This is a genomic window from Pseudomonas sp. FW300-N1A1, from assembly GCF_058789115.1.
This window is the reverse complement of the sequence record NZ_JBYTBK010000020.1, coordinates 60786-83647: the sequence shown is the minus strand read 5'-3', so window position 1 is coordinate 83647 and position 22862 is coordinate 60786. Positions and strand designations below refer to the sequence as shown.

At 61.3% G+C, this 22862-nt stretch carries 21 protein-coding genes; 16 read left to right on the top strand and 5 right to left on the bottom strand.

All coding sequences use genetic code 11. The annotated features are described in order from the left end of the window. Window positions 1-15: 15 nt before the first annotated feature. Entirely contained in the window at window positions 16-774 is a 759-nt protein-coding gene (locus tag AC3WQN_RS15435) for a slipin family protein (protein WP_103399612.1), read from the bottom strand. A gap of 2 nt (window positions 775-776) precedes the next feature. After that, window positions 777-1325: an NfeD family protein gene (locus AC3WQN_RS15430; protein WP_103399611.1), complete on the bottom strand. Its 549-nt coding sequence runs from the start codon at window positions 1323-1325 to the stop codon at window positions 777-779. A 214-nt stretch (window positions 1326-1539) separates the two neighbouring features. Here AC3WQN_RS15430 and AC3WQN_RS15425 point away from each other — a divergent pair, with 214 nt between their 5' ends. The 3 genes from AC3WQN_RS15425 (at window position 1540) to AC3WQN_RS15415 (ending at window position 3937) form a co-directional block, all read left to right on the top strand. Further along, on the top strand, window positions 1540-2001 hold the full coding sequence (locus tag AC3WQN_RS15425; RefSeq protein WP_095082027.1) for an aminoacyl-tRNA deacylase: 462 nt from the start codon (window positions 1540-1542) through the stop codon (window positions 1999-2001). Window positions 2002-2116: 115 nt separating this feature from the next. Continuing rightward, window positions 2117-2362, top strand: a complete 246-nt coding sequence (locus tag AC3WQN_RS15420) for a DUF2789 domain-containing protein (RefSeq protein ID WP_095082031.1) — start codon at window positions 2117-2119, stop codon at window positions 2360-2362. A gap of 99 nt (window positions 2363-2461) precedes the next feature. Beyond that, window positions 2462-3937: a Fic family protein gene (locus AC3WQN_RS15415; protein ID WP_103399610.1), complete on the top strand. Its 1476-nt coding sequence runs from the start codon at window positions 2462-2464 to the stop codon at window positions 3935-3937. 163 nt (window positions 3938-4100) lie between these two features. Here the strand turns inward: AC3WQN_RS15415 and AC3WQN_RS15410 are convergent, their stop codons facing one another. Next, complete coding sequence (locus AC3WQN_RS15410) at window positions 4101-4406, bottom strand: antitoxin of toxin-antitoxin stability system (RefSeq protein ID WP_146038366.1); 306 nt, start codon at window positions 4404-4406, stop codon at window positions 4101-4103. A 320-nt stretch (window positions 4407-4726) separates the two neighbouring features. Between AC3WQN_RS15410 and AC3WQN_RS15405 the strand changes: the two genes are divergently transcribed. From AC3WQN_RS15405 to AC3WQN_RS15350, 12 genes are all read left to right on the top strand, one after another. Beyond that, window positions 4727-5155 (top strand): MarR family winged helix-turn-helix transcriptional regulator, encoded by a 429-nt coding sequence (locus AC3WQN_RS15405; RefSeq protein ID WP_103399609.1) that lies wholly within the window; start codon window positions 4727-4729, stop codon window positions 5153-5155. Then, on the top strand, window positions 5152-7233 hold the full coding sequence (locus tag AC3WQN_RS15400) for an FUSC family protein (protein ID WP_103399608.1): 2082 nt from the start codon (window positions 5152-5154) through the stop codon (window positions 7231-7233). Before AC3WQN_RS15405 ends, AC3WQN_RS15400 begins: the two co-directional genes overlap by 4 nt. Next, on the top strand, window positions 7230-7439 hold the full coding sequence (locus tag AC3WQN_RS15395; RefSeq protein WP_095147332.1) for a DUF1656 domain-containing protein: 210 nt from the start codon (window positions 7230-7232) through the stop codon (window positions 7437-7439). The genes AC3WQN_RS15400 and AC3WQN_RS15395 overlap by 4 nt, the downstream gene beginning before the upstream one ends. Next, the gene (locus tag AC3WQN_RS15390; RefSeq protein WP_103399607.1) at window positions 7436-8326 is read left to right on the top strand and encodes an efflux RND transporter periplasmic adaptor subunit; all 891 of its coding nucleotides are present in this window, start codon (window positions 7436-7438) and stop codon (window positions 8324-8326) included. Before AC3WQN_RS15395 ends, AC3WQN_RS15390 begins: the two co-directional genes overlap by 4 nt. Beyond that, the gene (locus tag AC3WQN_RS15385) at window positions 8323-9771 is read left to right on the top strand and encodes an efflux transporter outer membrane subunit (protein WP_103399606.1); all 1449 of its coding nucleotides are present in this window, start codon (window positions 8323-8325) and stop codon (window positions 9769-9771) included. The genes AC3WQN_RS15390 and AC3WQN_RS15385 overlap by 4 nt, the downstream gene beginning before the upstream one ends. Window positions 9772-9854: 83 nt before the next feature. Further along, window positions 9855-10490 carry an NADH:ubiquinone oxidoreductase subunit N gene (locus tag AC3WQN_RS15380; protein WP_103399605.1) on the top strand — a complete coding sequence of 212 codons (636 nt, stop codon included), beginning with the start codon at window positions 9855-9857 and terminating at the stop codon, window positions 10488-10490. 203 nt (window positions 10491-10693) lie between these two features. Beyond that, on the top strand, window positions 10694-12205 hold the full coding sequence (locus AC3WQN_RS15375; protein WP_103399617.1) for a YdgA family protein: 1512 nt from the start codon (window positions 10694-10696) through the stop codon (window positions 12203-12205). 235 nt (window positions 12206-12440) lie between these two features. Beyond that, window positions 12441-14909: a poly-beta-1,6 N-acetyl-D-glucosamine export porin PgaA gene (gene pgaA / locus AC3WQN_RS15370; protein ID WP_103399604.1), complete on the top strand. Its 2469-nt coding sequence runs from the start codon at window positions 12441-12443 to the stop codon at window positions 14907-14909. Window positions 14910-14921: 12 nt separating this feature from the next. Next, the gene (pgaB, locus tag AC3WQN_RS15365; RefSeq protein WP_103399603.1) at window positions 14922-16922 is read left to right on the top strand and encodes a poly-beta-1,6-N-acetyl-D-glucosamine N-deacetylase PgaB; all 2001 of its coding nucleotides are present in this window, start codon (window positions 14922-14924) and stop codon (window positions 16920-16922) included. A gap of 1 nt (window position 16923) precedes the next feature. Then, entirely contained in the window at window positions 16924-18282 is a 1359-nt protein-coding gene (pgaC, locus tag AC3WQN_RS15360; protein ID WP_103399602.1) for a poly-beta-1,6-N-acetyl-D-glucosamine synthase, read from the top strand. Beyond that, on the top strand, window positions 18279-18788 hold the full coding sequence (gene pgaD, locus AC3WQN_RS15355) for a poly-beta-1,6-N-acetyl-D-glucosamine biosynthesis protein PgaD (RefSeq protein WP_103399601.1): 510 nt from the start codon (window positions 18279-18281) through the stop codon (window positions 18786-18788). The genes pgaC and pgaD overlap by 4 nt, the downstream gene beginning before the upstream one ends. A gap of 106 nt (window positions 18789-18894) precedes the next feature. Further along, window positions 18895-19074, top strand: a complete 180-nt coding sequence (locus AC3WQN_RS15350) for a hypothetical protein (RefSeq protein ID WP_103399600.1) — start codon at window positions 18895-18897, stop codon at window positions 19072-19074. Window positions 19075-19076: 2 nt separating this feature from the next. Here the strand turns inward: AC3WQN_RS15350 and AC3WQN_RS15345 are convergent, their stop codons facing one another. Beyond that, the gene (locus tag AC3WQN_RS15345; protein WP_492589049.1) at window positions 19077-19676 is read right to left on the bottom strand and encodes a transglycosylase SLT domain-containing protein; all 600 of its coding nucleotides are present in this window, start codon (window positions 19674-19676) and stop codon (window positions 19077-19079) included. Window positions 19677-20343: 667 nt separating this feature from the next. Between AC3WQN_RS15345 and AC3WQN_RS15340 the strand changes: the two genes are divergently transcribed. Next, window positions 20344-21738 carry an aminotransferase-like domain-containing protein gene (locus AC3WQN_RS15340; RefSeq protein WP_103399598.1) on the top strand — a complete coding sequence of 465 codons (1395 nt, stop codon included), beginning with the start codon at window positions 20344-20346 and terminating at the stop codon, window positions 21736-21738. A gap of 11 nt (window positions 21739-21749) precedes the next feature. On the opposite strand, the gene panB is transcribed toward AC3WQN_RS15340, so the two are convergent. Next, window positions 21750-22568: a 3-methyl-2-oxobutanoate hydroxymethyltransferase gene (panB, locus tag AC3WQN_RS15335; RefSeq protein ID WP_103399597.1), complete on the bottom strand. Its 819-nt coding sequence runs from the start codon at window positions 22566-22568 to the stop codon at window positions 21750-21752. Window positions 22569-22862 lie beyond the last annotated feature (294 nt).

Genomic DNA, 22862 nt, shown 5'->3' with positions numbered 1-22862 from the left:
GTGAGGGGCCACGGGTTATTTTTTTTGCGACAAATCCGCCATGCCCTTGAGCAATTCGATCGGTAGCGGAAAGACAATGGTCGAGCTCTTGTCCCCGGCAATCGAACTCAGGGTCTGCATGTAGCGCAATTGCATGGCGCCGGGCTGGCGGCCGAGCATTTCGGCGGCCTGCATCAGTTTTTCCGAGGCCTGCAATTCACCTTCGGCGTGGATCACCTTGGCTCGCCGTTCCCGTTCGGCTTCGGCCTGGCGGGCGATGGCGCGGATCATCGATTCATTGAGGTCGACATGCTTGATCTCGACGTTCGCCACTTTGATGCCCCAAGCGTCGGTTTGTGCGTCCAGTACCTGTTGAATGTCGATGTTCAGCCGTTCGCGCTCGGCCAGTAGTTCGTCCAGCTCATGTTTACCCAGCACGGCGCGCAGCGTGGTTTGCGCCAGTTGGCTGGTGGCCATGAGAAAGCTCTCGACCTGGATGATCGCCTTTTGCGGGTCGAGCACGCGGAAGTACAGCACCGCGTTGACCTTCACCGAGACGTTGTCACGGGTGATCACGTCTTGCGGTGGCACGTCCAGCACCACGGTGCGCAGATCGACCCGCACCATTTGCTGCACCACCGGAATCAACAGGATCAGCCCCGGGCCTTTGACCTGCCAGAAGCGCCCGAGCTGGAACACCACGCCGCGCTCGTATTCGCGCAGGATGCGAAAGGTCGATGATGCCAGTGCAATCACCAGCAGCAACAGCGCGGCAAAACCCAACTGCAGGCCCATGATCATTCTCCCTGCGGCGCCGCGTCAGCCGCGGCCACTTCCAGCATCAGACCTTTGCGTGCCACCACCCGCACCGGTTGACCGGATTGCAGGGGGGTCTTGCTGTGTACTTGCCACTGTTCGCCCTGCAAGCGCACCCAGCCGCGACAGGTGTTGTCGGTCTGGATCGAGGTGATGGGCGTTACGCTGCCCAGCAACCCGGCATCACCGCTGACGGCCTGTTTCGGTCGGGTTCTCAGCGCGTGGATCAATAGCACGATCAACAGCACGGTGCTGACCAGCGCCAGGCCGATCAGCAGCGGAGCTGGCGGGCTGAAGCCCGGCCGGTCGGCGTTCATCAGAATCACTGAGCCGACCACGAACGTGAGGATGCCCCCCAGTCCGATCACGCCATAGCTGGGCAGCATCGCCTCGGCCAGCAAAAAGGCGATCCCCAGCATGATCAGCCATGCCCCGATGGCATTGGGGTCGAAAATAATCACCGCGTCGGCTGCCGACACCGGCCCGCTCAAACCCAGCAGCAGCGCGAAGACACACCAGCGACTGTTCACTTGACCCTCCGGGAGAGCCGTCCGTCAACGAGCCTTTCTATAGCCCTGCTTATAGTCTAGTTGAGGCTGGATCGACTGATTTTTGATCACGTTCTGGCGGCATCCAGTGGGCAGATTTATTCCCGGGTTCTGGCATGGGGCCTAGACTTTGTAGTGAGAACAACGCGCTTTAACCATCGTCCGCCAACGCTTGCGACGGACACCGAGGTGCATCATGCGTATGGCAAGAACCGTGCAGCGCAGCCTGGAAGAGGCGCACTGCGAATTTGACGTGGTCACTCACCCCCATTCGGCCAGCAGCCTGGAAACCGCCAGGGTGGCAGGCATTCCCGCGGAACGCGTGGCCAAGTCGGTAATCCTGGATGACCACCATGGTCACTACCTGATGGCGGTGCTACCAGCCAGCCGGCATCTGGACCTGAGCAAAGTGCGCGGCAGCGGTGAATGGCAGGTGACTCGCGAAAGTACCCTGGCCCACCTGTTCAACGACTGCGAACGCGGCGCTGTTCCGGCGTTGGGCGAGTCCTATGGCCTGGACATGGTCATCGACCCATTGCTGACCCGCCAGAAAGAGATCTACGTGGAAGCCGGCAACCACAACAACCTGGTGCACATGAGCATGGACCAGTACCTGAAAATGGTGCCCCATGCCGAGGTGTGCGAGTTGAGTCATTAGCTACCATTGAGGGTGTTTGCCGCACCACCTTCTTTCACTGGCAATCCGGCGCCTGCAGACAGTGATCTCTGCAGGTACCGGCGTGCCAGCAAACCCATTGATCAGGAGTCCACCCATGGAGTCGCCGACGCATACCCTGCCTAACCTGTTCAAACAGCTCGGCCTGCCCGACGATGCGCAAAGCATCGACCAATTCATCGCCACCCATTCCCCGTTGAAACCTGAACTGCACCTGGCGGACGCCTTCTTCTGGAGCAAGAGCCAGGCAGATTTTTTGCGCGACGAAATCCTCGATGACGCCGATTGGGCGGAGGTGGTGGATCAACTGGATGTGTTGCTTCGGAAGGGGCGAGGGGTGTAAAAATCTGCGGAAAAGCGGAAATTCGTGCAAAAAACTGATGAGCGTTGCAAAAAACTGGGCTTTAATCGGATTTCTGAACTTTTTCTGTGGACTCGCCCGATGCCCGTGGTTGGATACGCCTACCTGCATGACGCCTTAAGACTCAAAGCCATTGCACCGAAGCGCGTGGCGATGGTCAAGCCCGTCACCCGCGTATCCATGATCGGGGATTGCCTGGCCGTACCACAGTCAGTGGCACCTAAAGGCAACTCGACCCTTGAGCACATTTTTTTTGCGCTCAAACACGAAGGTATCAATCTCGGCATTCTGGCCCAGGCACTTGAATCCGTGCCTGCTGAAGAGCTGCTCGAGGAATTGGACAAGGCCCCGAACAGCGTATTCGTTCGAAAAGCCTGCTATCTCTGGGAAGGTTTAACCAACCAGCGACTCGACTACGAAGCGTCAGTTAATAGCCGATTCTTACCGCTGTTTGATCCAGAGCGGTATATCACTGGCCCTACGGTTAGAAATACCCGCTGGCGTATCGAGTTCAATGGCCTCGGCTCCCTTCGCTACTGTGCCACGGTGGAGCGGACGTCCGAACTCGAAGCCCTGCTCAGCCTCGACATCCTCGGCCGGGCCAAAACCTTTATGGCGACATTGCCAGCGGAAATGATGGATCGCGCCATCAACTGGGCGTATCTCCACGAAACCCGTGATTCCTTTGCTATCGAGAAAGAAGAACCCAGCGAAGAAAAGTCCCGGCGCTTCGTTCAACTGCTGCGTCAGGCTCATGACGGTCGTGAGTTGAGCGAAGAGTATCTGGTCGAGTTGCAGAACAGCACAGTCTCCAACCCTTTCGACAAAGCCGCCCTGTTCCGCCATGAACAAAACCACCTGCATAACGGTCTGCGCGGCGCTGCTGGGGTCAGCTATATCCCCCCCGAGCCGGACCTGTGCCGTGAGTTGATGGATGAACTGATGAGGTTTGCCAATCAGTCTTCGCGCAAGGTCGATCCACTGGTGGCTGCCGCCGTAACTGCGTTTGGTTTCGTCTTTCTCCATCCCTTCATGGACGGCAATGGCCGGCTTTCACGCTTTCTGATCCACCAGACCCTGTGTCATTCCGGCGCTCTGGAAAATGGCCTGCTTCTGCCGGTTTCCGTGGCGATGAAACACGAAGAGTCAAATTACTTGGCGGCCCTCAAGGAGTTTTCGCAACCCGCTCGCGATTTCTGGAATGTCACTTGGCTGGATGCCGAGCAAATGGCGTTTGAGTTCATTGGTCATCCCTCGATCTACCGCTTCTGGGATGCCACCCGCTGCGTCGAATTCACCCTGCAAATGGCCCGCCGCGCCCTCGAAGTCGAACTGCGTGAAGAAACCGATTTCCTCGACCGCTACGACCGCATCATTAAAGCCGTGAACCAGCGCTACGACGTGCGCGGCAGCGACCTGTCGAAGCTGGTGATGATGTGCCTGGACAACGCGGGCAAGGTTTCCAGGCATCGGCGCAAGCAGTTCCAGTACAGCGTGCCGGAGGCGGTGTTTGAGTTTATTGAGGCTGAGGCGGGGCGACTGCTGGCCGATGCATGAAGTGGCCCTAGACCCCGGGGAAACGTCTGGTGCCCGCCCGCTTGGTTGCGAACCCTGATCCCCTATAGTTCGTCATGTCGTCGCATATCGGCGACAGGATTTGGCGAACGATAACAGTGCTCAGACGCCATTCTCTGCGCGATTTACGGGAACGACTCATTGCTCAGTTTTCTGCTATCAGAGCGGTTTCAGCCCGCCGAGCGCCGAATTCAGCTTCGACTTCATCATTGCTTTGACCTGTTCCGTCGTGCACCGAGATGCGGGCAGCGTCGATTTTTCTGTGCAAAAAATCGCGGTACGGCGTGCAATGTTGTTCAGTTAAGAAACGCTTAAAGCGAGTAAAAGCCCCCGTGGTGAGCGAGCTTGCTCGCGCTGGGGCGTGAAGCGCCCCCAAAACAAAGCGACTGCGGCCTTTCAGAACGAACTCGGCGATAGTTTTTGGGGCTGCTGTGCAGCCCAGCGCGAGCAAGCTCGCTCGCCACGGGGGATGTATTGAGCAACCCCATCCTTAACTGAACAGCATTGTGGTACTGCGTGGCGTTTGCCAGGGTGTGGCTATGCTCATCTTTTGAGTCGGGGCGCTCAGTCATCGTTGATGCCTTCTTTGCGTGGGTGAAATCCTGCAAAGACTCTCAAAGTCGCAGTATTTCTTGGAGGGGCCATGAGATGAGCGTGACCACACAATTTGTTTCAAAACTTGACTGAAATTCCCCTCCAGTGCGATATTGATAGTTAGCGAACTAACTGTATGCGAATTTCCCTGTGCCCCAGACCCTCGACGCCCTTCAGATGAACCTCAGCAGTGCCATGGTGGTGGCCGCGCGGCATTGGCGCAAAATCTGCCAGACCACGCTGGTCAATTACGGCATTTCCGAAGCCTGCGCCGTCCCGTTGTTGATGATCGGGCGCCTGGGCGAGGGTGTGCGGCAGGTGACGGTGGCGCAGGCGGCGGGGATGGAGAGTCCGTCGCTGGTGCGTTTGCTCGATCAGTTGTGCCACGCCGGGTATGTCTGTCGCACCGAAGATGCCCTTGATCGTCGCGCCAAATGCCTGAGTCTGACCGACACCGGCCGTGAGCTGGTGCAGGCAGTGGAGACCGAGTTGGTCCGTCTGCGCCGTGAAGTGTTGCACGGTATCGACCCGGCCGACCTTGAGGCCGCGCTACGGGTGATTCGAGCGTTCGAGACCGCTGAGCAGGTCTCGGTGACACCGTCTTGAACGGTTTTTTTTCCGGTATCCCGCCAGCGCGCGACTGGTTCTACGGCGTGCGTACCTTCGCCGCGTCGATGATCGCGCTGTACATCGCCATGCTCATGCAAATGCCGCGTCCGTACTGGGCGATGGCCACGGTTTACATCGTCTCCAGCCCGTTCGTCGGCCCCACCAGCTCCAAGGCGCTGTACCGCGCCATTGGCACCTTCGCCGGTGCGGCGGCGGCCTTGCTGTTTGTGCCGATGTTCGTCCAGAGCCCCTATGTGCTGGTGGTGGTCATTGCGCTGTGGACCGGCATCCTGCTGTTTTTGTCGATGCACCTGCGTACCGCCAATAGCTATGCGCTGATGCTGGCCGGCTACACCTTGCCGCTGATCGCCTTGCCGGTGGTGGATAACCCGTTGGCCGTGTGGGATGTGGCCGAAGCGCGGACAGAAGAGATCTTTCTCGGCATTGTCTGTGCGGCTGTGGTGGGCAGTGTGTTCTGGCCGCGTCGGTTGGCGCCGGTACTGGATGGTGCGGTCAGCAAGTGGTTCGGTGAAGCGGTGACCTACAGCCAGCGCTTCCTCAGCCGCGATGTGCGCCCCGATGAGGTCAGCGCCCTGCGCACATCGATGGTGGCGACCTTCAACACCCTCGAATTGATGATCGGCCAGTTGCCCCACGAAGGCGCGCGGCCGCAAACCGTACGCAATACCAAGGAACTGCGCGGGCGGATGATTCACCTGCTGCCGGTGGTGGATGCCCTGGACGATGCGCTGTACGCCTTGCAACGGCGCACCCCCGAGCTGGTGGACAGGTTCGCAGCGCTACTGGAGGCGGCGCTGGAATGGCTCGACCACAGCGATGCCAGCGTCGAGCGTTGGCAAGCCCTGCGCAACCAGCTTGAAACCTTGCAACCGAGTGCCGAAGCGCTGGATGACCGCAAGCAATTGCTGTTTTCCAATGCGCTGTATCGCCTGGGGGAATGGGTCGACTTGTGGCAGGACCTGCGTAGCCTGCAACAAGCGATTCACAACGACAGCCAGGACAACTGGCGCGCGGTTTACCGCCATTGGCGACTGGGCCGGCTCACCCCCTTTATCGACCGCGGGCTGATGCTGTATTCAGCGACTTCCACGGTGCTGGCGATCATCGTTGCCTCGGTGTTGTGGATCCTACTGGGCTGGCCCGACGGCGGCAGCGCGGTGATTCTGGCGGCGGTGGCGTGCAGCTTTTTCGCCTCGATGGACGACCCGGCGCCGCAGATTTACCGGTTCTTTTTCTGGACCGCGTTGTCGGTAGTGTTCGCCAGCCTTTACCTGTTTCTGATCCTGCCCAACCTGCATGACTTCCCGATGCTGGTGCTGGCGTTCGCCGTGCCCTATATCTGCGTTGGCACCCTCACGGTACAGCCGGCCTTTTACCTGGGGATGCTGCTGACCATCGTCAACACCTCATCGTTTATCAGCCTCCAGGGCGTTTACGACGCGGATTTTCTGAGCTTCGCCAATGCCAACCTCGCCGGCCCCATCGGCTTGCTGTTTGCCTTCGTCTGGACCCTGGTGGCCCGCCCGTTCGGCTCGGAACTGGCGGCCAAGCGCCTGACCCGCTTCAGCTGGCACGACATTGTCGGCATGACCGAGCCGGCCAACCTGGCCGAGCACCGACGCCTGGGTGTGCAACTGCTCGATCGACTGATGCAGCATTTGCCACGCCTGGCCATGACCGGCCAGGACACGGGGATTGCCCTGCGTGAAGTCCGCGTGGGGCTGAACCTGCTGGACTTGCTGGCGTATGCGCCACGGGTGCATGGCGTGGCGAATGCGTTACTGCGTCAGGTGGTGGCCGAGGTCGGCGAGTATTTCAAGGCATGCTTGAAGGCGGGAGAGCGCTTGCCGGCGCCGGCCGCGCTGCTGATGACCCTGGACCGCACCCGCCGCGCACTCAATGGCCAGGGCCGGCAGGATTACGACGAAACCCGGTTGAATCTGCTGCATGCCCTCAGTGGCCTGCGTCTGGCGCTGTTGCCGGGCGTGGAGTTCGTGGGGGCCAGCGACGCCGAAGAGCCCCTTCCCCATGGCATCGATGGAGCGCCTTTATGATCGGTGATCTGGACATCAGTGGGGTGTTCCTGCCCACGTTGCTGGTGCTGATGGGCATTACCTACCTGGTGTACCTGCTGGTGCACGGGGTGCTGACACGCTTGCACTTTTATCGCCTGGTCTGGCACCGGGCGTTGTTCAACGTGGGTCTTTACGCCGTGCTGCTTGGCGCCGTGGACTCACTCAGTCGATACCTGATGACATGAAAAAACCGTTCTTGACCCTTGGCCGTGTGGTGCTGACCCTGCTGGTGGTGACCCTTGCGGTCGTCGTGGTGTGGCGCATGGTGATGTATTACATGTTCGCTCCCTGGACCCGTGACGGGCACATTCGTGCCGACATCGTGCAGATTGCCCCCGACGTGTCCGGGCTGATCCAGCAAGTGGAGGTGCGCGACAACCAGTTGGTGAAGCGCGGCCAGGTGCTGTTTAGCATCGACCAGGACCGTTTCCGGTTGGCGCTGCGCCAGGCCAAGGCAGCGGTTGCCGATCGTCAGGAAACCCTGGCCCAGGCGCAGCGTGAAGCCAGGCGTAACCGTGGCCTGGGCAACCTGGTGCCGGGTGAGCAACTGGAAGAAAGCCAGTCGCGGGTGGCCCGTGCCGAGGTGGCGTTGATGGAAGCCCAGGTGATGGTGGACAGTGCCCAGCTCAATCTCGACCGCTCGGTGATCCGCAGCCCCGTGGACGGCTACCTCAACGATCGTGCGCCACGGACCCAGGAGTTCGTCACTGCGGGTCGTCCGGTGCTGTCGGTGGTGGACAGTAACTCCTTCCACATTGACGGCTATTTCGAAGAGACCAAGCTGGACGGTATTCATGTCGGCCAGAGTGTGGATATTCGTGTGGTCGGTGACCGTGCGCGGTTGCGTGGGCATGTCGAAAGCATTGTCGCCGGTATCGAAGACCGCGACCGCACCAGCGGTGCGAACCTGCTGCCCAATGTGAATCCTGCATTCAGCTGGGTGCGCCTGGCCCAGCGGATTCCGGTGCGCATTGCCTTTGACGATGTGCCGCCGGACTTTCGCATGATCGCCGGGCGTACCGCGACCGTGTCGATCATCGGCGATCCTCTCGAGCAGGAGCCGGCGCAATGAAAACGCTCGCCGGTATCGCGACGCTCGGGCTCGGCTTGCTGCTGTCCGCTTGTCAGACGGTGGGCCCGGATTACCAGTTGCCGCAGGAGGCGGCGGTGCATCGCGAGGACTTCCAGGGCGACCTGACAGCCCACAACCGGAACGCGGTGTCGGCTCCGGTACCAGGCGACTGGTGGCGGTTGTACCGGGACCCTCGCCTGGATGAACTGGTGCGCCAGGCCATGGCCGCCAACACCGATTTGCGAGTGGCGGCGGCCAATCTGGCCCGTGCCCGTGCGCAAGTGGAAGAGGCAGAGTCGGCAGGCGGCTGGAGCGGTGGGGTGAAACTCGGTGCCCAGCGTTTGCAGGAGTCGGGCGAAGCGTTTTTGCTGCCGGAGAAAGTCCCGGTGGCCAACGTTGGGGACATCGGTATCACCACCTCCTATCAGTTCGACCTGTTCGGCACCTTGCAGCGTGGGATCGAAGCGGCCAAGGCCAATGCCGATGCGACCCAGGCGGCGGCGGACACCGCGCGGATCACCCTGGTCGCCGATGTCGTGCGGGCCTACACCCAGGTGTGTGCGGCCAATGAGGAGCTGGAGATCGCCGGGCATTCCCTGGACTTGCAAGGCCAAAGCACCACGCTGGTCCAGCGCCTGCGGGATGCCGGGCGTGGCGATGAAACCCAGGTCACCCGCTCCCAGACCCAATTCAAATCCTTGCGCGCCGAATTGCCGCGTTATGAAGCCGCACGTCAGGCCGGGCTGTTCCGTTTGTCGATGTTGCTGGCCAAGCCGGTGGATCAATTGCCTGTCGGCACCCAGCATTGCCATGAGCTGCCAGAGATTGCGCAATTGTTGCCGGTCGGTGACGGCGCCACCTTGCTCAAGCGCCGGCCGGATGTGCGTCAGGCTGAGCGCCGGTTAGCGGCGGCCACCGCCGGTATTGGTGTCGCTACCGGGCAGCTGTACCCGGACATCAGCATCGGGGCGACCGTTGGTACCGTGGGTATTCTTGAAAACCTGGGCGAACCTGCAACCAATCGCTGGGGTTTTGGCCCGTTACTGACCTGGAGCGTGCCGACCAACGGTTCCCGCGCCCGTGTGCGTGAGGCCGAAGCCGCTACCCAAGGGGCGCTGGCGCATTTTGACGGGGTGGTGCTCAACGCCATTCGTGAAACCCAGACCGGGCTCGCCCAGTATTCCGCGCTGCTCCAGCGCCGCGACGCGTTGGCCGATGCCGAGCAGTCGGCGCAATTGGCGGCCGACCAGACGCACCGCTTCTACCAGGCGGGCCGGGCATCGTTCCTGGCCGACTTGCAGGCCACCCGCACCTACACCGACGTGCGCGCGCAGGTGGCGGCGGCCAACACGCAGGTCGCCATGAGCCAGATCGATTTGTTCCTGGCGCTGGGTGGCGGTTGGGAAAGCGGACGAACGCAAGGTCCACAGCCGACGAAACCCTGAGGCCGTTGCTATGCTTTGTAGTGTCGGATCCGCGCGCGTGGATCCGGTGGTCAAGGCTTGTGCAGGTCATGGGGATTCCAATAATGAAAAACCCTTATGCTCTCGGTTTCTGGTGCGCCATCGTTGCGTTGGTGCTGCTGTCGGCAACGTATTTCTATGGCGTGATGCTGGCTTATCAACTCGACAAGGCGTTGACCTTTCTCGACAGCGCCATTGCGCTGATTGGGGTGATGTCAATCGTGGTCGTCGCCTGGGCTTCGTTGCAAGGCCTGCGGATCAAGAAAAAACAACTCGAACAAGGCAAGACCCTGGTGCTGATCTGGGACACCAAGGTGGCGTTGCGCCGGGTTGAAACCGTCTTCGACCGCTATTTCTGGGGCAGTTACTGGCAACCGGGCCGCACCTTCCAGGAAGTCATGGGCGAACTCACCGGCACCCCACTGGAAAAAAGCCTCGAAGCCCTCAAGGTTCAATGCCGGGCGCTCGACCAGCAGGCCAGCGGCGAAGGCTGGCACTGGCAGAAAAATGCCCGCGAACTCTCTGACGTGGCCACCGCGATGGCGCGCGAACGCTACCAGCTGGACTTCTGCGACCCGCGTTCCGAGTCGCCCAATGGCGCGGTGATCAACCGGGATTTCGAGGTGCTGGTGTACACCTGGACCGCCCGCCTGAAAACCTTTGATCACCAGCTTGATGAGATGGAAACGCAGTATTCCTGAACTACCACGGATCCTTCCCATGCCCGCGCGTGGGAGCGATCTCAAATCAGTGTCGGTGCACGCATTAACCCTTATTTTTTGCGTCGTGCTGCGCACCCGGTGCTAATCTGCACTTCACTTTTGTACGAAGTCGAGCCATGGCCTGTCATGGGTTCAAGGAAGACGACTACACCTTCAACAATGGACAATTGATCAGGTCATTCATGAATAAATCAGCAGGCGTACTTCTTGGAATCGTCGTGGCCCTTGGTGCAATCAGCGCAGGTGGCGCCTGGTACACCGGCACCAAGCTCGAAGGGGTGTTGCAAACTTCTCTCTCTGATGCGAACAAAGAGCTGCAAGCGGCGATGATTGGCTCCAACGGCACCGCGACCCTGGAGCTGGTGTCGCTGGAGCGCCATCTGTTCAGCAGTACCGCCCGCTACCGCCTCAAGGGCCAGGGCGAGATGTTCGGCGAGCATGCTGACGGCGTCGAGCTGCTGTTTGCCGACCGAATCGAGCATGGCCCACTGCCATTCTCGCGCCTGGTGTCGCTGAAATGGTTGCCGGTGATGGCCACCAGTCATTACTCCCTGGAAAAGACCCCGCTCACCGAAAAATGGTTTGCCGCCACCAAGGACGTGTCTCCGCTCAAGGGCGTGGTTAACCTCGGCTACGACCGAGCGATCAGCGGCACGCTTGAATTGCTGCCCGTCGACGCGGCGCTGGATGACCAGTCCACGCTGAAGTTTTCTGGCTTGAACATGGAAGTCTCGGCCAGCGCCGAGGCACAGAAGGTCAAAGCCACTGGCTACATGGACAACCTGACGCTGACCAGCGTTGCCGAAGACCAGAGCCCGGTGAAAATCGAACTCAATGGCCTGACCATGGCCAGCAACCTCAACAAAAGCAGCTACGGCTACTACCTGGGCGATAACACGGTCGAGATCAGCAATACCCGCACCACCTTCGGTGAGCAGTCATCGGTGCTGAACTTCAAGAAAACCGAGATGAAGACCGTCACCAGTGAATCGGGCACCAACGCCGCTGGACGTGCCGACTACCGCATTGGCGAGGTGACGCTCAACGACAAGGCCATTGGTTCGGCGAAAATGGCCTGGAGCATGAAGAACCTCGACATCCCGTCGACCTTGTCGCTGGTGCAGGTCTACCAGGCCAAGCTGCAACCGTACGAAGCAGCGGCCGCTGCGGCAGAAGCCGCGGGTGAACCGCTACCCGAGCTGAACCTGACGGAAGCCGAACAGGTCCAGGTCAAGGCCGATCTGGAAAAGCTGCTGGCTGCCCAGCCGCAAATCGCCCTGGAGAACTTCTCGTTCACCACCCCCAATGGCGAAAGCCGCGCCAGCCTGGTGATCGACCTGACCAAGCCGCAATCGATGGATCTGCCGGAAGACCAACTGGTCCGCCAGCTGATAGCGCTGCTGGACTTCAACCTGCACATCTCCAAGCCGATGATCACCGACCTGGTGAGCGTGCAGGCGCAACTGGAAGGCCAGACCGACGCCAAGGCCATTGCCGAGCAAGCCACCGCGACCAGCGACATGGTCAGCGGCATGGCTGTCGGTACGCAACTGGCGACCCTGGACGGCAACAACATTGTTTCCAAACTGCACTATGCCAATGATCAGGTGGACTTCAACGGCCAGAAAATGACCGTCGATCAGTTTGTCGGTTTTGTGATGAGCAAGCTGGGTAGCACTGGCGAGATCCAGTAAACACCACACCATACGGCTTCATCGAAACGCCCGGCCATCCGTTCTCGCGGATGGACCGGGCGTTTTGCTGTGTAGGACGATTCTGAAGAAATATGCGGATTCGTCTTTTGGCTTTCTCCGACATGGAAGACTTCACCGCAGGATAGCTTGGCGGTGTCATAGGGCACCGGCCGCCTGATATGCAGTGATCAGGGGAACCCATCGCTCCAGCTTTCCTCGTACAGGAAGCTTGCGAATGTTGCGTACCCCTCACTCTTACCTGCGCCCGATCATCGGCATGGCCCTGTGCAGTCAATTGCTCTGGCCGACGCTGGCGTTTGCCGATACCGCCTACGACGACCTGGTCCGCCAGGCCCGGGCCGGCCATTACACTCCCGCGCTGGGCGTGCTGCGTCAGGTGCCCGCCAGCCAGTTGACCGTCGGCCAGGTCAGCGATCACTTGCAGATTGCCAGTTGGGCCGGGCTCGACAGTGAAGTGGTCGAGGTCTATGAAACCCAAGCCCGCCATCGGCAGTTACCGGTTCAAGCCCTGACAGCCACGGCGCGTGCTTACCGCAACCTCAAACGCTGGGACTCGGCCACGGCGCTGTACCAGAAAGCGTTGGCGCGTGACCCCAAAAATGCCGACTTGCAGTTGGGGCTGGCACTGACCCAGGCCGACGCCGGCCAACCTATAGAGGCTGTCAACCGCGCCAAAGCCCTGGTGGCGGCCAAACCTGAAGACCCGACTCGCCGCCTGGCGCTGGCGTATGCCTTGACCCGTGCCGGGGCGACTTACGACGCGTTGTTCGAGTACGACCAGGCGTTCATGCGCGCCGGCAATAACCCTGACGTGGCCCGCGAATACGTGATCGCCCTGCAACGGGCGCGCTTGCCGGAGCCGGCCTTGCGCCTGGCCCGTCAACGCCCGGGGTTGATCGATCCGACCCTGTTGCGCCGTATCGAAGGCGACGTGGCCGCCGAGCGAGTACGGCTGGCGGAACTGGCCACGCGCAGCGAGAAGGAGCGCTACCTCATCGCTGACCGTGCCCTGGCCGACTACGACCAGTTACTCAAGACCTGGACCCCGGACGCCCAGGCCCACGACGACGTGACGCGCTGGCGCATCGACCGCGTGGGGGCGCTGAAGGCCCGTGCGCGTACCGCCGAGGTGATTGGCGACTACCAGCAACTGACCCGTGAAGGCGTGGCGATGCCGACCTATGCGCTGCGCTGGGTCGCGGCGTCTTACCTCGATCAACGCCAACCAGAGGTGGCTGTCGAGCTGTATCGACAGGTGCTTGCCGCGCCGGATGCCGATGCTGGCGACCGCCTCGAAGACAGCACGGCGTTGTATTACGCCCTGCTCGAAAGCGATCAACCGGTGGAGGCGCGCAAGCTGGCCGAGAGCCTGGCCCAGAGCCAGAAGCCGCGGGTCGAGCTCAAGGGCCTGCCGGTGGGCAACCCCAACGATAAGTGGATGGATGCCCAGCAACTGGCCGCCCAGGCCGGCGCCGATGGCGCTGATTTGCCCACTGGCGAGCAGCGCCTGGCGACGTTGGTCGAGCAGGCGCCAGGCAACACCGGTCTACGTCTGGCCCAGGCGGACCTGTACCGCGCCCGCGACTGGCCGCGCCGTTCGGAAAGCTTGCTCAAGGAAACCGAGAGCATGGTGCCGCGGGATGTCGGGCTGGAAGTCGGGCAGGGGCACACTGCGCTGGACTTGCAGGAGTGGCGCCAACTCGATGCCCTGACTGATGACGTGGGGGCGCGCTTCCCGGACAACCGCCAGGTACAGCGCCTGCAGCGTTTGCGTGAAGTCCATGACATGGCCGAGTTGCGGGTGTCGACCTATGGCGGCAAGAGCTACGGCGGCGGTGATAACGGCGCAGGCGCTGTCAGCGGCACCCGGGATTTCGGGATCGAGACCCTGCTCTACAGTCCTCCGATCGACGAGGATTGGCGCCTGTTTGGCGGTGCCGGCTACGCCACTGGCGACTTCCAGGAGGGCACCGGTCACCACCGTTGGCAGCGTCTGGGCGTGGAGCGGCGAACCCGCGACATGACCCTGGAGGCGGAAGTCTCCAATCACGCCTACGGCTACGGCAACAAAACCGGTGCGCGCGTGGCGCTGGCCCGGGACATCAACGATCACTGGCAGTACGGAGGCAGCCTCGACTATCTGTCGGCCGACACCCCGTTACGGGCCTTGAACAGCGACATCAGCGCCAATGGCGGCAGCGGTTTCGTACGCTGGCGCGCCAACGAAAGTCGTGAGTGGAAGCTGGCGCTGAGCCCGTCGCACTTCAGCGATGGCAACAACCGCTTCGAAGCGTTGCTCACCGGCCGCGAAGGCGTGTACAGCGCGCCAGGCCTGCAGGTCGACCTGGGCCTGGAGGTCGGCAGCAGCCACAACTCGAAGAATGCCGACGTGCCGTATTTCAACCCCAAGTCCGACTTCAGCGTGTTGCCGACGGTGAGCGCCAACCACGTGCTTTATCACCGCTACGAAACCTCGTGGAGCCAGCAGTTCCAGGCAGGCGCCGGGACGTACAGCCAGCGCGACTACAGCACGGGGGCCATCGGCCTGCTCAGTTATGGCCAACGCGTCAGCTGGAACGACGTGTTTGAGGCCGGTGCCGCCGTGAGCTGGCTCAACCGACCCTATGACGGTGATCGCGAAAGCGATCTGCGCCTGGTCATCGACCTCACTTATCGCTTCTAGAAGAGTTAGATCATGCCTGCAATGACACGCTGCATCCTGCTGCTGGGGGTATTGCTGCTCACCGCGTGCGCCCAGCAGGCCCCGGCCTTCGCGCCGCCATCGGAACGTCCGCTGGCCGCCAATGAAAAGCCGTGGCCGAAGAACCACGTGCTGGGCATTGCCTATCACGATGTCGAAGATCGTGACCCGGACCAGGCCGTCGTGGCCGTGCGCACCGAGCGCTTGATCGAGCAGTTGGCCTGGCTGCGGGAGAACCACTACCAGGCGGTCACCGTCGACCAGATCATGGCGGCGCGCAATGGCGGTCCCGAGCTGCCGCCCAAGGCGATCCTGCTGAGTTTCGACGACGGTTATTCGAGCTTCTACACCCGGGTCATGCCGGTGTTGCGGGCCTACCACTGGCCAGCGTTGCTGGCACCGGTCGGCAGTTGGGTCGACACACCGCTCAATCAACCGGTGGACTTTGCCGGCACCCCGCGCCAGCGTTCGGACTTTCTGACCTGGGCGCAGGTTCGCGAGATATCCCGTTCCGGGCTGGTGGAAATTGCCGCCCACACCGACGCCAACCACAAAGGCGTGCTGGCCAATCCACAGGGCAACCTGCAACCGGCGGCGGCCACCCGTCGCTACGACGCCATCGCCAAGCGTTATGAAACCGAGGCTGAGTTTGAGCGCCGCTTGCGCAGTGACGTGGCCGCCATCTCGGCGAAGATTCGCGCCGCCACCGGTTACGCCCCCCGGGTCTGGGTCTGGCCTTACGGCGCTGCCGACGGTACGGCGTTGCGCGTCGTGGGCGAGCAGGGCTACCAGATGGCGCTGACCCTGGATGACGGCCTGGACAGCCTCGATAACCTGATGAGCAGCCCGCGCTTCCTGGTGGCCTCGGACCCGGACGGCGAACACTTCGCCAACAGCATCGTGGCAGTGCAATCCGACTCGCCGATGCGCGTGGTGCATGTGGATCTGGACAATGTCTATGACCCGGACCCGGCGCAGCAGGACATCAACCTCGGCAAGCTGATCCAGCGCATGGCCGACATGGGCGCCAACACGGTGTTCCTGCAAGCCTTCGCCGACCCCAAGGGTGACGGGCTGGTGCATTCGCTGTACTTCCCCAACCGTCATTTGCCGGTGCGCGCCGACATTTTCGACCGCGTCGCCTGGCAACTGCGCACGCGCGCCAACGTCAAAGTCTTCGCCTGGATGCCCGTGCTCAGCTTTGACCTTGATCCGGCCTTGCCCCGGGTGACTCGCTGGGACCCGGCCACCGGTAAGGCCTCGGTGGATCCCGACCAGTACCGGCGCCTGTCGCCATTCGACCCGAACGTGCGGCGGATCATCGGCGAGATCTACGAAGACGTCGCGCGCCTGACCTCGGTCGACGGCATTCTCTACCACGACGACGCCTTGCTCTCGGACTTCGAAGACGCCAGCCCCCAGGCACTGCAGGTCTACGCCGCCAACGGCTTGCCGGGCTCGATGGCGGCACTGCGTGGCGACCCGGCGACGATGCAACGCTGGAGCCGCTTCAAGAGCCGCTACCTGATCGATTTCACCCACGAACTCACCGCCAGGGTCCGCGCCATTCGCGGACCCCAGGTGCAGACCGCCCGCAACCTGTTTGCCGAGCCGATGCTCAATCCATCAAGCGAAGTCTGGTTTGCGCAAAACCTCGATGACTTTCTCGGTGCCTACGACTGGACCGCGCCCATGGCCATGCCCCTGATGGAGGGCAAGACCCGTGAGCAGTCCGGGGCCTGGCTGGAAACGCTGGTGGCCACCGTCAAGTCTCGTCCCGGCGCGCTGGACCGCACGGTGTTCGAGTTGCAGGCCCGTGACTGGACCCGCCAGGACGCAGCGGCAGCGCTGGACGGTAAGCAACTGGCGGATTGGATGGGGCGGCTCAAGCGCCAGGGTGCCAGCAGTTTTGGCTACTACCCGGACAACTTCCTCGAGAACCAGCCGGACCTGAAAACCGTGCGTCCCGCGCTCTCCAACAAATGGAATCCCTGACATGCTGGACAGACTGCTAGCCCTGTTGGTACTGGCGATCGTGCTGGGGATTCCCCTGGGCGTGATCTTCCTGGTCACCGGACAATTCCTGATGGACTTCGTGTTTTTCTATCCCCTGTTCATGTCCGGGCTGTGGATCGCTGGCGGCCTGTATTTCTGGTTGCACTGGGAGCGTCACTGGCCGTGGGAGGCGGACACGTTGCCGCCGCCACTGGCCGGTGAGCCGCTGATCTCGATCCTGATCCCTTGCTACAACGAAGGTGACAACGCCGCCGACACCATTCACGCGGCGCTCGGCCAGCACTACCCGAACATCGAAGTGATTGCGATCAACGACGGCTCCAAGGACAACACGGCCCAGGTGCTGGATGCCCTGGCGGCCGAGGATCCGCGCCTGCGGGTGCTGCACCTGGCGGAAAACCAGGGCAAGGCCGTGGCCTTGCGCATGGGCGCAGTTGCCGCGCGCAGCGAGTACCTGGTGTGCATCGACGGCGACGCCTTGCTCGCACCGAACACCGCCGCCTATCTGGTGGCGCCGATGCTGGACAACGCCCGTCTGGGCGCGGTGACCGGCAACCCACGCATTCGTACCCGCTCCACGTTGGTCGGACGGGTCCAGGTCGGTGAATTCTCCTCGATCATCGGCTTGATCAAGCGTACGCAGCGGGTGTTCGGCCGGATCTTTACCGTGTCCGGGGTGATCGTGGCATTCCGGCGTTCGGCATTGCACCGGGTGGGCTACTGGAGCCCGGACATGATCACCGAAGACATCGACATCAGCTGGAAGCTGCAACTGGACCACTGGAGCATCTTCTACGAGCCGCGCGCGCTGTGTTGGATCCTCATGCCGGAAACCCTCGGTGGCTTGTGGAAGCAGCGCTTGCGCTGGGCCCAGGGGGGCGCCGAAGTGCTGTTCAAGAATATTCGCGGCATCTGGCAATACCGCCATCGTTACCTCTGGCCGTTGCTGTTCGAATACTGCCTGTCCACTGGCTGGGCCTTCACCTTTTTGCTGTCGGTGGTGTTCTGGGGCGTGGGCAAGTTCGTTGCCATGCCAGAGGCCATCGCCGTGCATCACTTGCTGCCGCCGGCCTTCACCGGGCTGCTGCTGGCGATGGTCTGCCTGCTGCAGTTCGCAGTCAGCATTCTGATCGACCGCCGCTACGAGCGTGGCCTGTGGAAGGTCATGTTCTGGGTGGTCTGGTACCCGCTGGTGTTCTGGTTTATCAGCCTGCTCACCACCTTGGTCAGTTTTCCCAAGGTGCTGTTCGGCCGACATCAGAAACGAGCGCGGTGGGTCAGCCCCGACCGTGGCATCAAGCCGCTGAACGATGACGATGAAGAGGTGCTGGAGAAATGAAAATCATCAGAACCCGCCAACGACCTTTCCTGGTGGTGGTCGACGCGTTTTTCACGGTGCTGGCCTGGGTTGGCTTGCTCTACTTGCTGGTGCATGGGCTCTGGCCGCTGCTCGACACCCGGGGTGGACCGCGTATCGACGTCTCGGTGTTTGATGCCCTCGGCACCTTGCAGATCTACCTGTGGGTGGCGCTGCTCAATGCGGTGATCCTGATTTCCTGGGCTCGCTACCAGCAACGCAAGAGCAAAAGCTTCGCCCGGCGCCGCTTGCCGGCACCGGTGGTCGACGACAAAGGGCTCAAAGCCAGTTTCAAGTTGTCCACCGAGCACCTGACGCAACTGCGTTACCCGGGGACCATGGTGATCCACAACGATGAAGCGGGGGATGTCAGCCATGTGGTGACCGGTTGCTTGCGCACCGATCCGCAGACCCGCAAGCACCTGCACCCACCGGTGTTGCTGGAGGAGGCGAGGGCGACACTCACGCAGACCCGTCAGGAGGTTTAGCGGCCCTATTTTACCGGGCAATGGCGGCCTGAGCGTTCAGGGCATTGGCGTCGATCGTGGAAAGCGAGCACTATCGAACCAATTCCTGGCGAGTTGGAGGCCAGCTGTGACACAACGTATCGACCGTATTGCCCAATTGCTCAACTGCCCGATCAAGGGCGAGGAGATGCGCCGGGCGATTACCGAGGCCCGCAAGGACTTTCTCCTCGACGACGAGCAAGAGGATGACGACGAGGACGAGGAAGGTGACCTGGATGGCGAAGAGGGCGGTACGCCGAACGCCTGACCCTACCACCAGCTGCGGCTGCTCTCCAGTTCAGCCCGGCATTGCTTGAGCTGCCAGTTGTAATCCTTGGCCTGTTGTTCGACCTTGCGCGCGACCTGCATCAGCCACGGCTTCTGCCGATAACTCTGGCGACTGAACCCGCCGCGCCCTTCGTGGTAGGCCAGGTACTGGTTGTAGGTATCCCACTTGGAAATCCCCAGCTGGCGCTGGGTGCCGGTGGCGTACCAGCCGACAAACATGATCGCATCGTCGAAGTTGTCCCGCGAACCACCATTGCCGGTGCCGTCTTTGTACTCGCCCCACACCGGGTCCTGCGCCTGGGCATAGCCATACGCCGAGCTGACCCGGCCCCAGGGAATCACCCACAGCAAATAGTCGCGAGGGGGCAGGGCGTCTTCGACGAAACTGCTTTCCTGCTTGATGATCGCCATCGCCACGTGGGGCGGGAGGCCCCAGGCCTTTTCCATTTCCAGCGAATCTTCGTACCAGTCCGGGTATTGGCGGTAGATGCTGCAAATATTGCTTTGCTCACGTGGCGGCGTCGTTGAGCAACCGGCCATCAGGACCAGTGTGATGAGTAGGGATAGAAACCGTCCGTGCAAAAATCACTCAATTGGCGGCAGGCCAATCCTTGTTGGTTAAAAAGGGTGCCAGATACACCTTCGTGTCGCTCTTTGCGCGCGATGCCCGAATCGGTTCCCGGGCGTGGCGGCAACCATTCTTTGGCCGCCCGGCCGGCATTACACCATTCAATGCCGTGATCGAACAGGCAGTCCTGAAGTCGTTGGCGGTGCTCGATCATAACTGTCCAGCTGTTTATCTTTTACCCCTAGCGACGCATAAGCCGTTGCAGGGAGCGCGTTTTCACCACTGGCATGCAGGGTCACCCGGCTTGCGTTAGCGTCCCTTGCCTGCGCAATCTGCGCTCTGTGTGCTTGTGAATAAGCCTGGTCCATGATCGGTGCACATGTCTGTCACCTTGTTCGGTCATCTTGAAATCGCTGGAAATTGCCGGCAGGACTGCTGAAGATGGGTTCCCTGCTTGACGGCAAAGTCACCTCTGGGTGACACAGATGGAGGCGTCGACCTTGCCCGGCACTTGTGCTGCAATCGAAGCGTTTCGCCACTGATGTGCGCTTTTTTACCGACTGGCCGCGGTACAAGCCTGAGTGTCGGCATGGATGGCCGAGTGCGAGTATTGACCCCGCGAGCATGACCTCGCATGGGCAAGCGCAGTACCTAACGCACCAGGATTTAAAGCGATTGAGCATGAACCCAAGTAAAGATTCGACCTTTGCCTATCAGGCGGTCTACCGCTACCTCGTCGAGTTGATCGAAGCCAACAACCCCGAGGGCCAGCAGAAGTTGCCGTCTCTGCGCCAATTGGCGCTGCGCTTGAATGTGTCGGTGTCCACGACCAAATACGCCTATTCCCTGCTGGAAGATGAGGGGCGCATTTACGCCAGGCCCAAGCTCGGCTACTACACCCGGGCAATGCCCACCGCACCGCTCAACGAGGGGGCGGCGAACCTGCTCGACAATGTGTTCGCCAATGCCCGACAACCGGGGATGCTGGCGCTCAGCAGTGATGCACCGGCCATGTTGTTATCGTTGGAGAACCCGCTATTGATGATGGAGCGTGAGCTGACGCGTCAGTACCCGCGCTCCCATGCACCGCTTTACCAGCCTTTCGGCGAGACCGAGTTGCGTAGCGTTCTGGCTGATCGCTACACCCATTCGACCACGTGCTACTGGCGCGCCGAACATGTGTACATCGGTTCGGATTTGCGCAGCGTGCTGGAGTTGTCCCTGGAGGCGCTGAATCTGCACGGGATGGTGGCACTGGTAGAGTCTCCCTGTTCCTGGGCCATTTTGCGGCAGTTGCAAGTTGCCAGAATCCGCGTGATCGAAATGCCCCTGGGTGATGACGGCCGTTTTGATCTGCAAAAGGTCCAGCAGTTGATACAGCGCGAACCGATACGCCTGGCGGTATTGTCGTCGACCGTGAGCATTCCCCATGGCAGCTTGATGCCCGCCGAAGACAAACAACAGGTGTGCCGCTGGCTGGCGGAGCGTCGGATCTGGCTTTTCGAGAACGACAGCTATGGCGAATTCAGTTTTGTACCCGGTGCCTCGCGCTACCGTGACTTCGCCGATCCGGAACGGTTGCTGGTGTTTTCCACGTTCGACAAAATCATCGGTTCGGAGGCGCCTTATGGCTACATCCTGTGTCGTCTGCAGGGCGCGGAGTTTCACCGCTTGTTTCTAGAGCGTGCCTTTCGCCTTTCACCTATCCGGCAAAAGGCAATTGCCAAGTTGTTTGCCACGCGCCGCATCGACCAGCACACACAGGTGCTGCGCAGCATGCTGCTCGATCGTATGCAGCGCATGCAGGGCTTGCTGCACGAACATACCGAAGGCCAGTTGCAAATGATCACCCCCCAGGGCGGTGCTGCGATCTGGATGAAGGCCATGCGCCCGGTGGATATGCGCCGGGTGTTCGAGCGCCTGTTGGCCAAGCGCATCGTGATTGCTCCCGGCGAAATGTTCAGCCAGCAAGGCGCCTGGCAGCATCACTTGCGCCTGAGCTACACCATCGACTGGAGCAAGGACATCGACCATGCCCTGAAATTGCTCGCCCAGGCTATACGTGATGAATGTTGAGTGCCACGTCTTCAGTTGACGCCATAGCAGTGTCTGGCCTCGGGGAAAGTGCCGTCGCGCACTTGCGCGGCGAACTGTTCGCAGGCCTCGCTGATCAGTGCACCGACATCGGCATATTGCTTGACGAAGCGCGGCACGTGTTCGCCGCCAAGGCCCAACATGTCTTCTGTCACCAGCACTTGACCGTCGCAGGCGGGTGAGGCACCGATGCCGATGGTGGGCATCGGCGAAAGCTCGGTAATGCGCCGCGCCACACCTTCGGCGACCCCTTCGAGAAGTAGGCTGAAGGCACCGGCCTGAAGGTGCGCGCGGGCATCGGCTTCTATGGCCAGCGCAGTGGTTTCGTTCATGCCCTGGGCCTTGAATCCGCCCATGGCGTGGACGTACTGCGGCATCAGGCCAATATGTGCCATCACCGGGATACCCCGTTGCACCAGGAACTCGACGGTGTCGGCCAGGACTTTCGTACCCTCCAGCTTGATCGCGTCGCAGCCGGTACGCGCCAGGACCTGTGCGCAATTGCGGTAGGCCTGTTGTGGTGTTTCCTGATAACTGCCGAACGGCATATCGGCGATCACGCAGGCCAGTCGGGTGCTGCTGACCACCGCCCGGGTGTGGGCGATGGTTTCTTCCAGGCTCATGTCCAGGGTAGATGAGCGGCCGTAGCCAACCATGGCGGTCGAATCACCCACCAGGATGAAGTCGACAAAGGGATCCATCAGCCGGGCAATCGAACTGGTGTACGCCGTCAGGGAAACGATCTTCTGTTGTCCCTTCATCGCGACCAGTTGTGGCACGGTCAATCGTTTGGTGCGGGTGTGCAGACTCATCGTTCTCTTCCTTCTCAAGCCCCTTTGTCGGGGGTGTCGGTGGTTGCAACCAATCTGTTTCCCTGGCTCGGCAGGTACGGTAATCGGTCTTAGCGGGTGCAACAGGAACACCGCGCCCAGTGAGCTGTTCAAGTCAACAGTGGGGGCCACGGGCGCGCCTTCGCCGAGGCGAAACCGGGCGTTATGAAAACTTGGCAGCGCCTCCAGGCGTGAAGGCTCCAGATAGCTCAGGCAGGTCAAGGCGACCTGGTCATTGCCGGTGGCCGCCTGCAGTGCCGGCGGGCATCGGTCTCC

Coding starts and splice junctions, on each gene's coding strand:
- AC3WQN_RS15435 (WP_103399612.1), bottom strand. CDS start 774: ATGGGCCTGCAGTTGGGTTTTGCCGCGCTGTTGCTGCTGGTGATTGCA.
- AC3WQN_RS15425 (WP_095082027.1), top strand. CDS start 1,540: ATGCGTATGGCAAGAACCGTGCAGCGCAGCCTGGAAGAGGCGCACTGC.
- AC3WQN_RS15420 (WP_095082031.1), top strand. CDS start 2,117: ATGGAGTCGCCGACGCATACCCTGCCTAACCTGTTCAAACAGCTCGGC.
- AC3WQN_RS15415 (WP_103399610.1), top strand. CDS start 2,462: ATGCCCGTGGTTGGATACGCCTACCTGCATGACGCCTTAAGACTCAAA.
- AC3WQN_RS15405 (WP_103399609.1), top strand. CDS start 4,727: ATGAACCTCAGCAGTGCCATGGTGGTGGCCGCGCGGCATTGGCGCAAA.
- AC3WQN_RS15395 (WP_095147332.1), top strand. CDS start 7,230: ATGATCGGTGATCTGGACATCAGTGGGGTGTTCCTGCCCACGTTGCTG.
- AC3WQN_RS15390 (WP_103399607.1), top strand. CDS start 7,436: ATGAAAAAACCGTTCTTGACCCTTGGCCGTGTGGTGCTGACCCTGCTG.
- AC3WQN_RS15385 (WP_103399606.1), top strand. CDS start 8,323: ATGAAAACGCTCGCCGGTATCGCGACGCTCGGGCTCGGCTTGCTGCTG.
- AC3WQN_RS15380 (WP_103399605.1), top strand. CDS start 9,855: ATGAAAAACCCTTATGCTCTCGGTTTCTGGTGCGCCATCGTTGCGTTG.
- AC3WQN_RS15375 (WP_103399617.1), top strand. CDS start 10,694: ATGAATAAATCAGCAGGCGTACTTCTTGGAATCGTCGTGGCCCTTGGT.
- pgaA (WP_103399604.1), top strand. CDS start 12,441: ATGTTGCGTACCCCTCACTCTTACCTGCGCCCGATCATCGGCATGGCC.
- pgaB (WP_103399603.1), top strand. CDS start 14,922: ATGCCTGCAATGACACGCTGCATCCTGCTGCTGGGGGTATTGCTGCTC.
- pgaC (WP_103399602.1), top strand. CDS start 16,924: ATGCTGGACAGACTGCTAGCCCTGTTGGTACTGGCGATCGTGCTGGGG.
- pgaD (WP_103399601.1), top strand. CDS start 18,279: ATGAAAATCATCAGAACCCGCCAACGACCTTTCCTGGTGGTGGTCGAC.
- AC3WQN_RS15340 (WP_103399598.1), top strand. CDS start 20,344: ATGAACCCAAGTAAAGATTCGACCTTTGCCTATCAGGCGGTCTACCGC.
- panB (WP_103399597.1), bottom strand. CDS start 22,568: ATGAGTCTGCACACCCGCACCAAACGATTGACCGTGCCACAACTGGTC.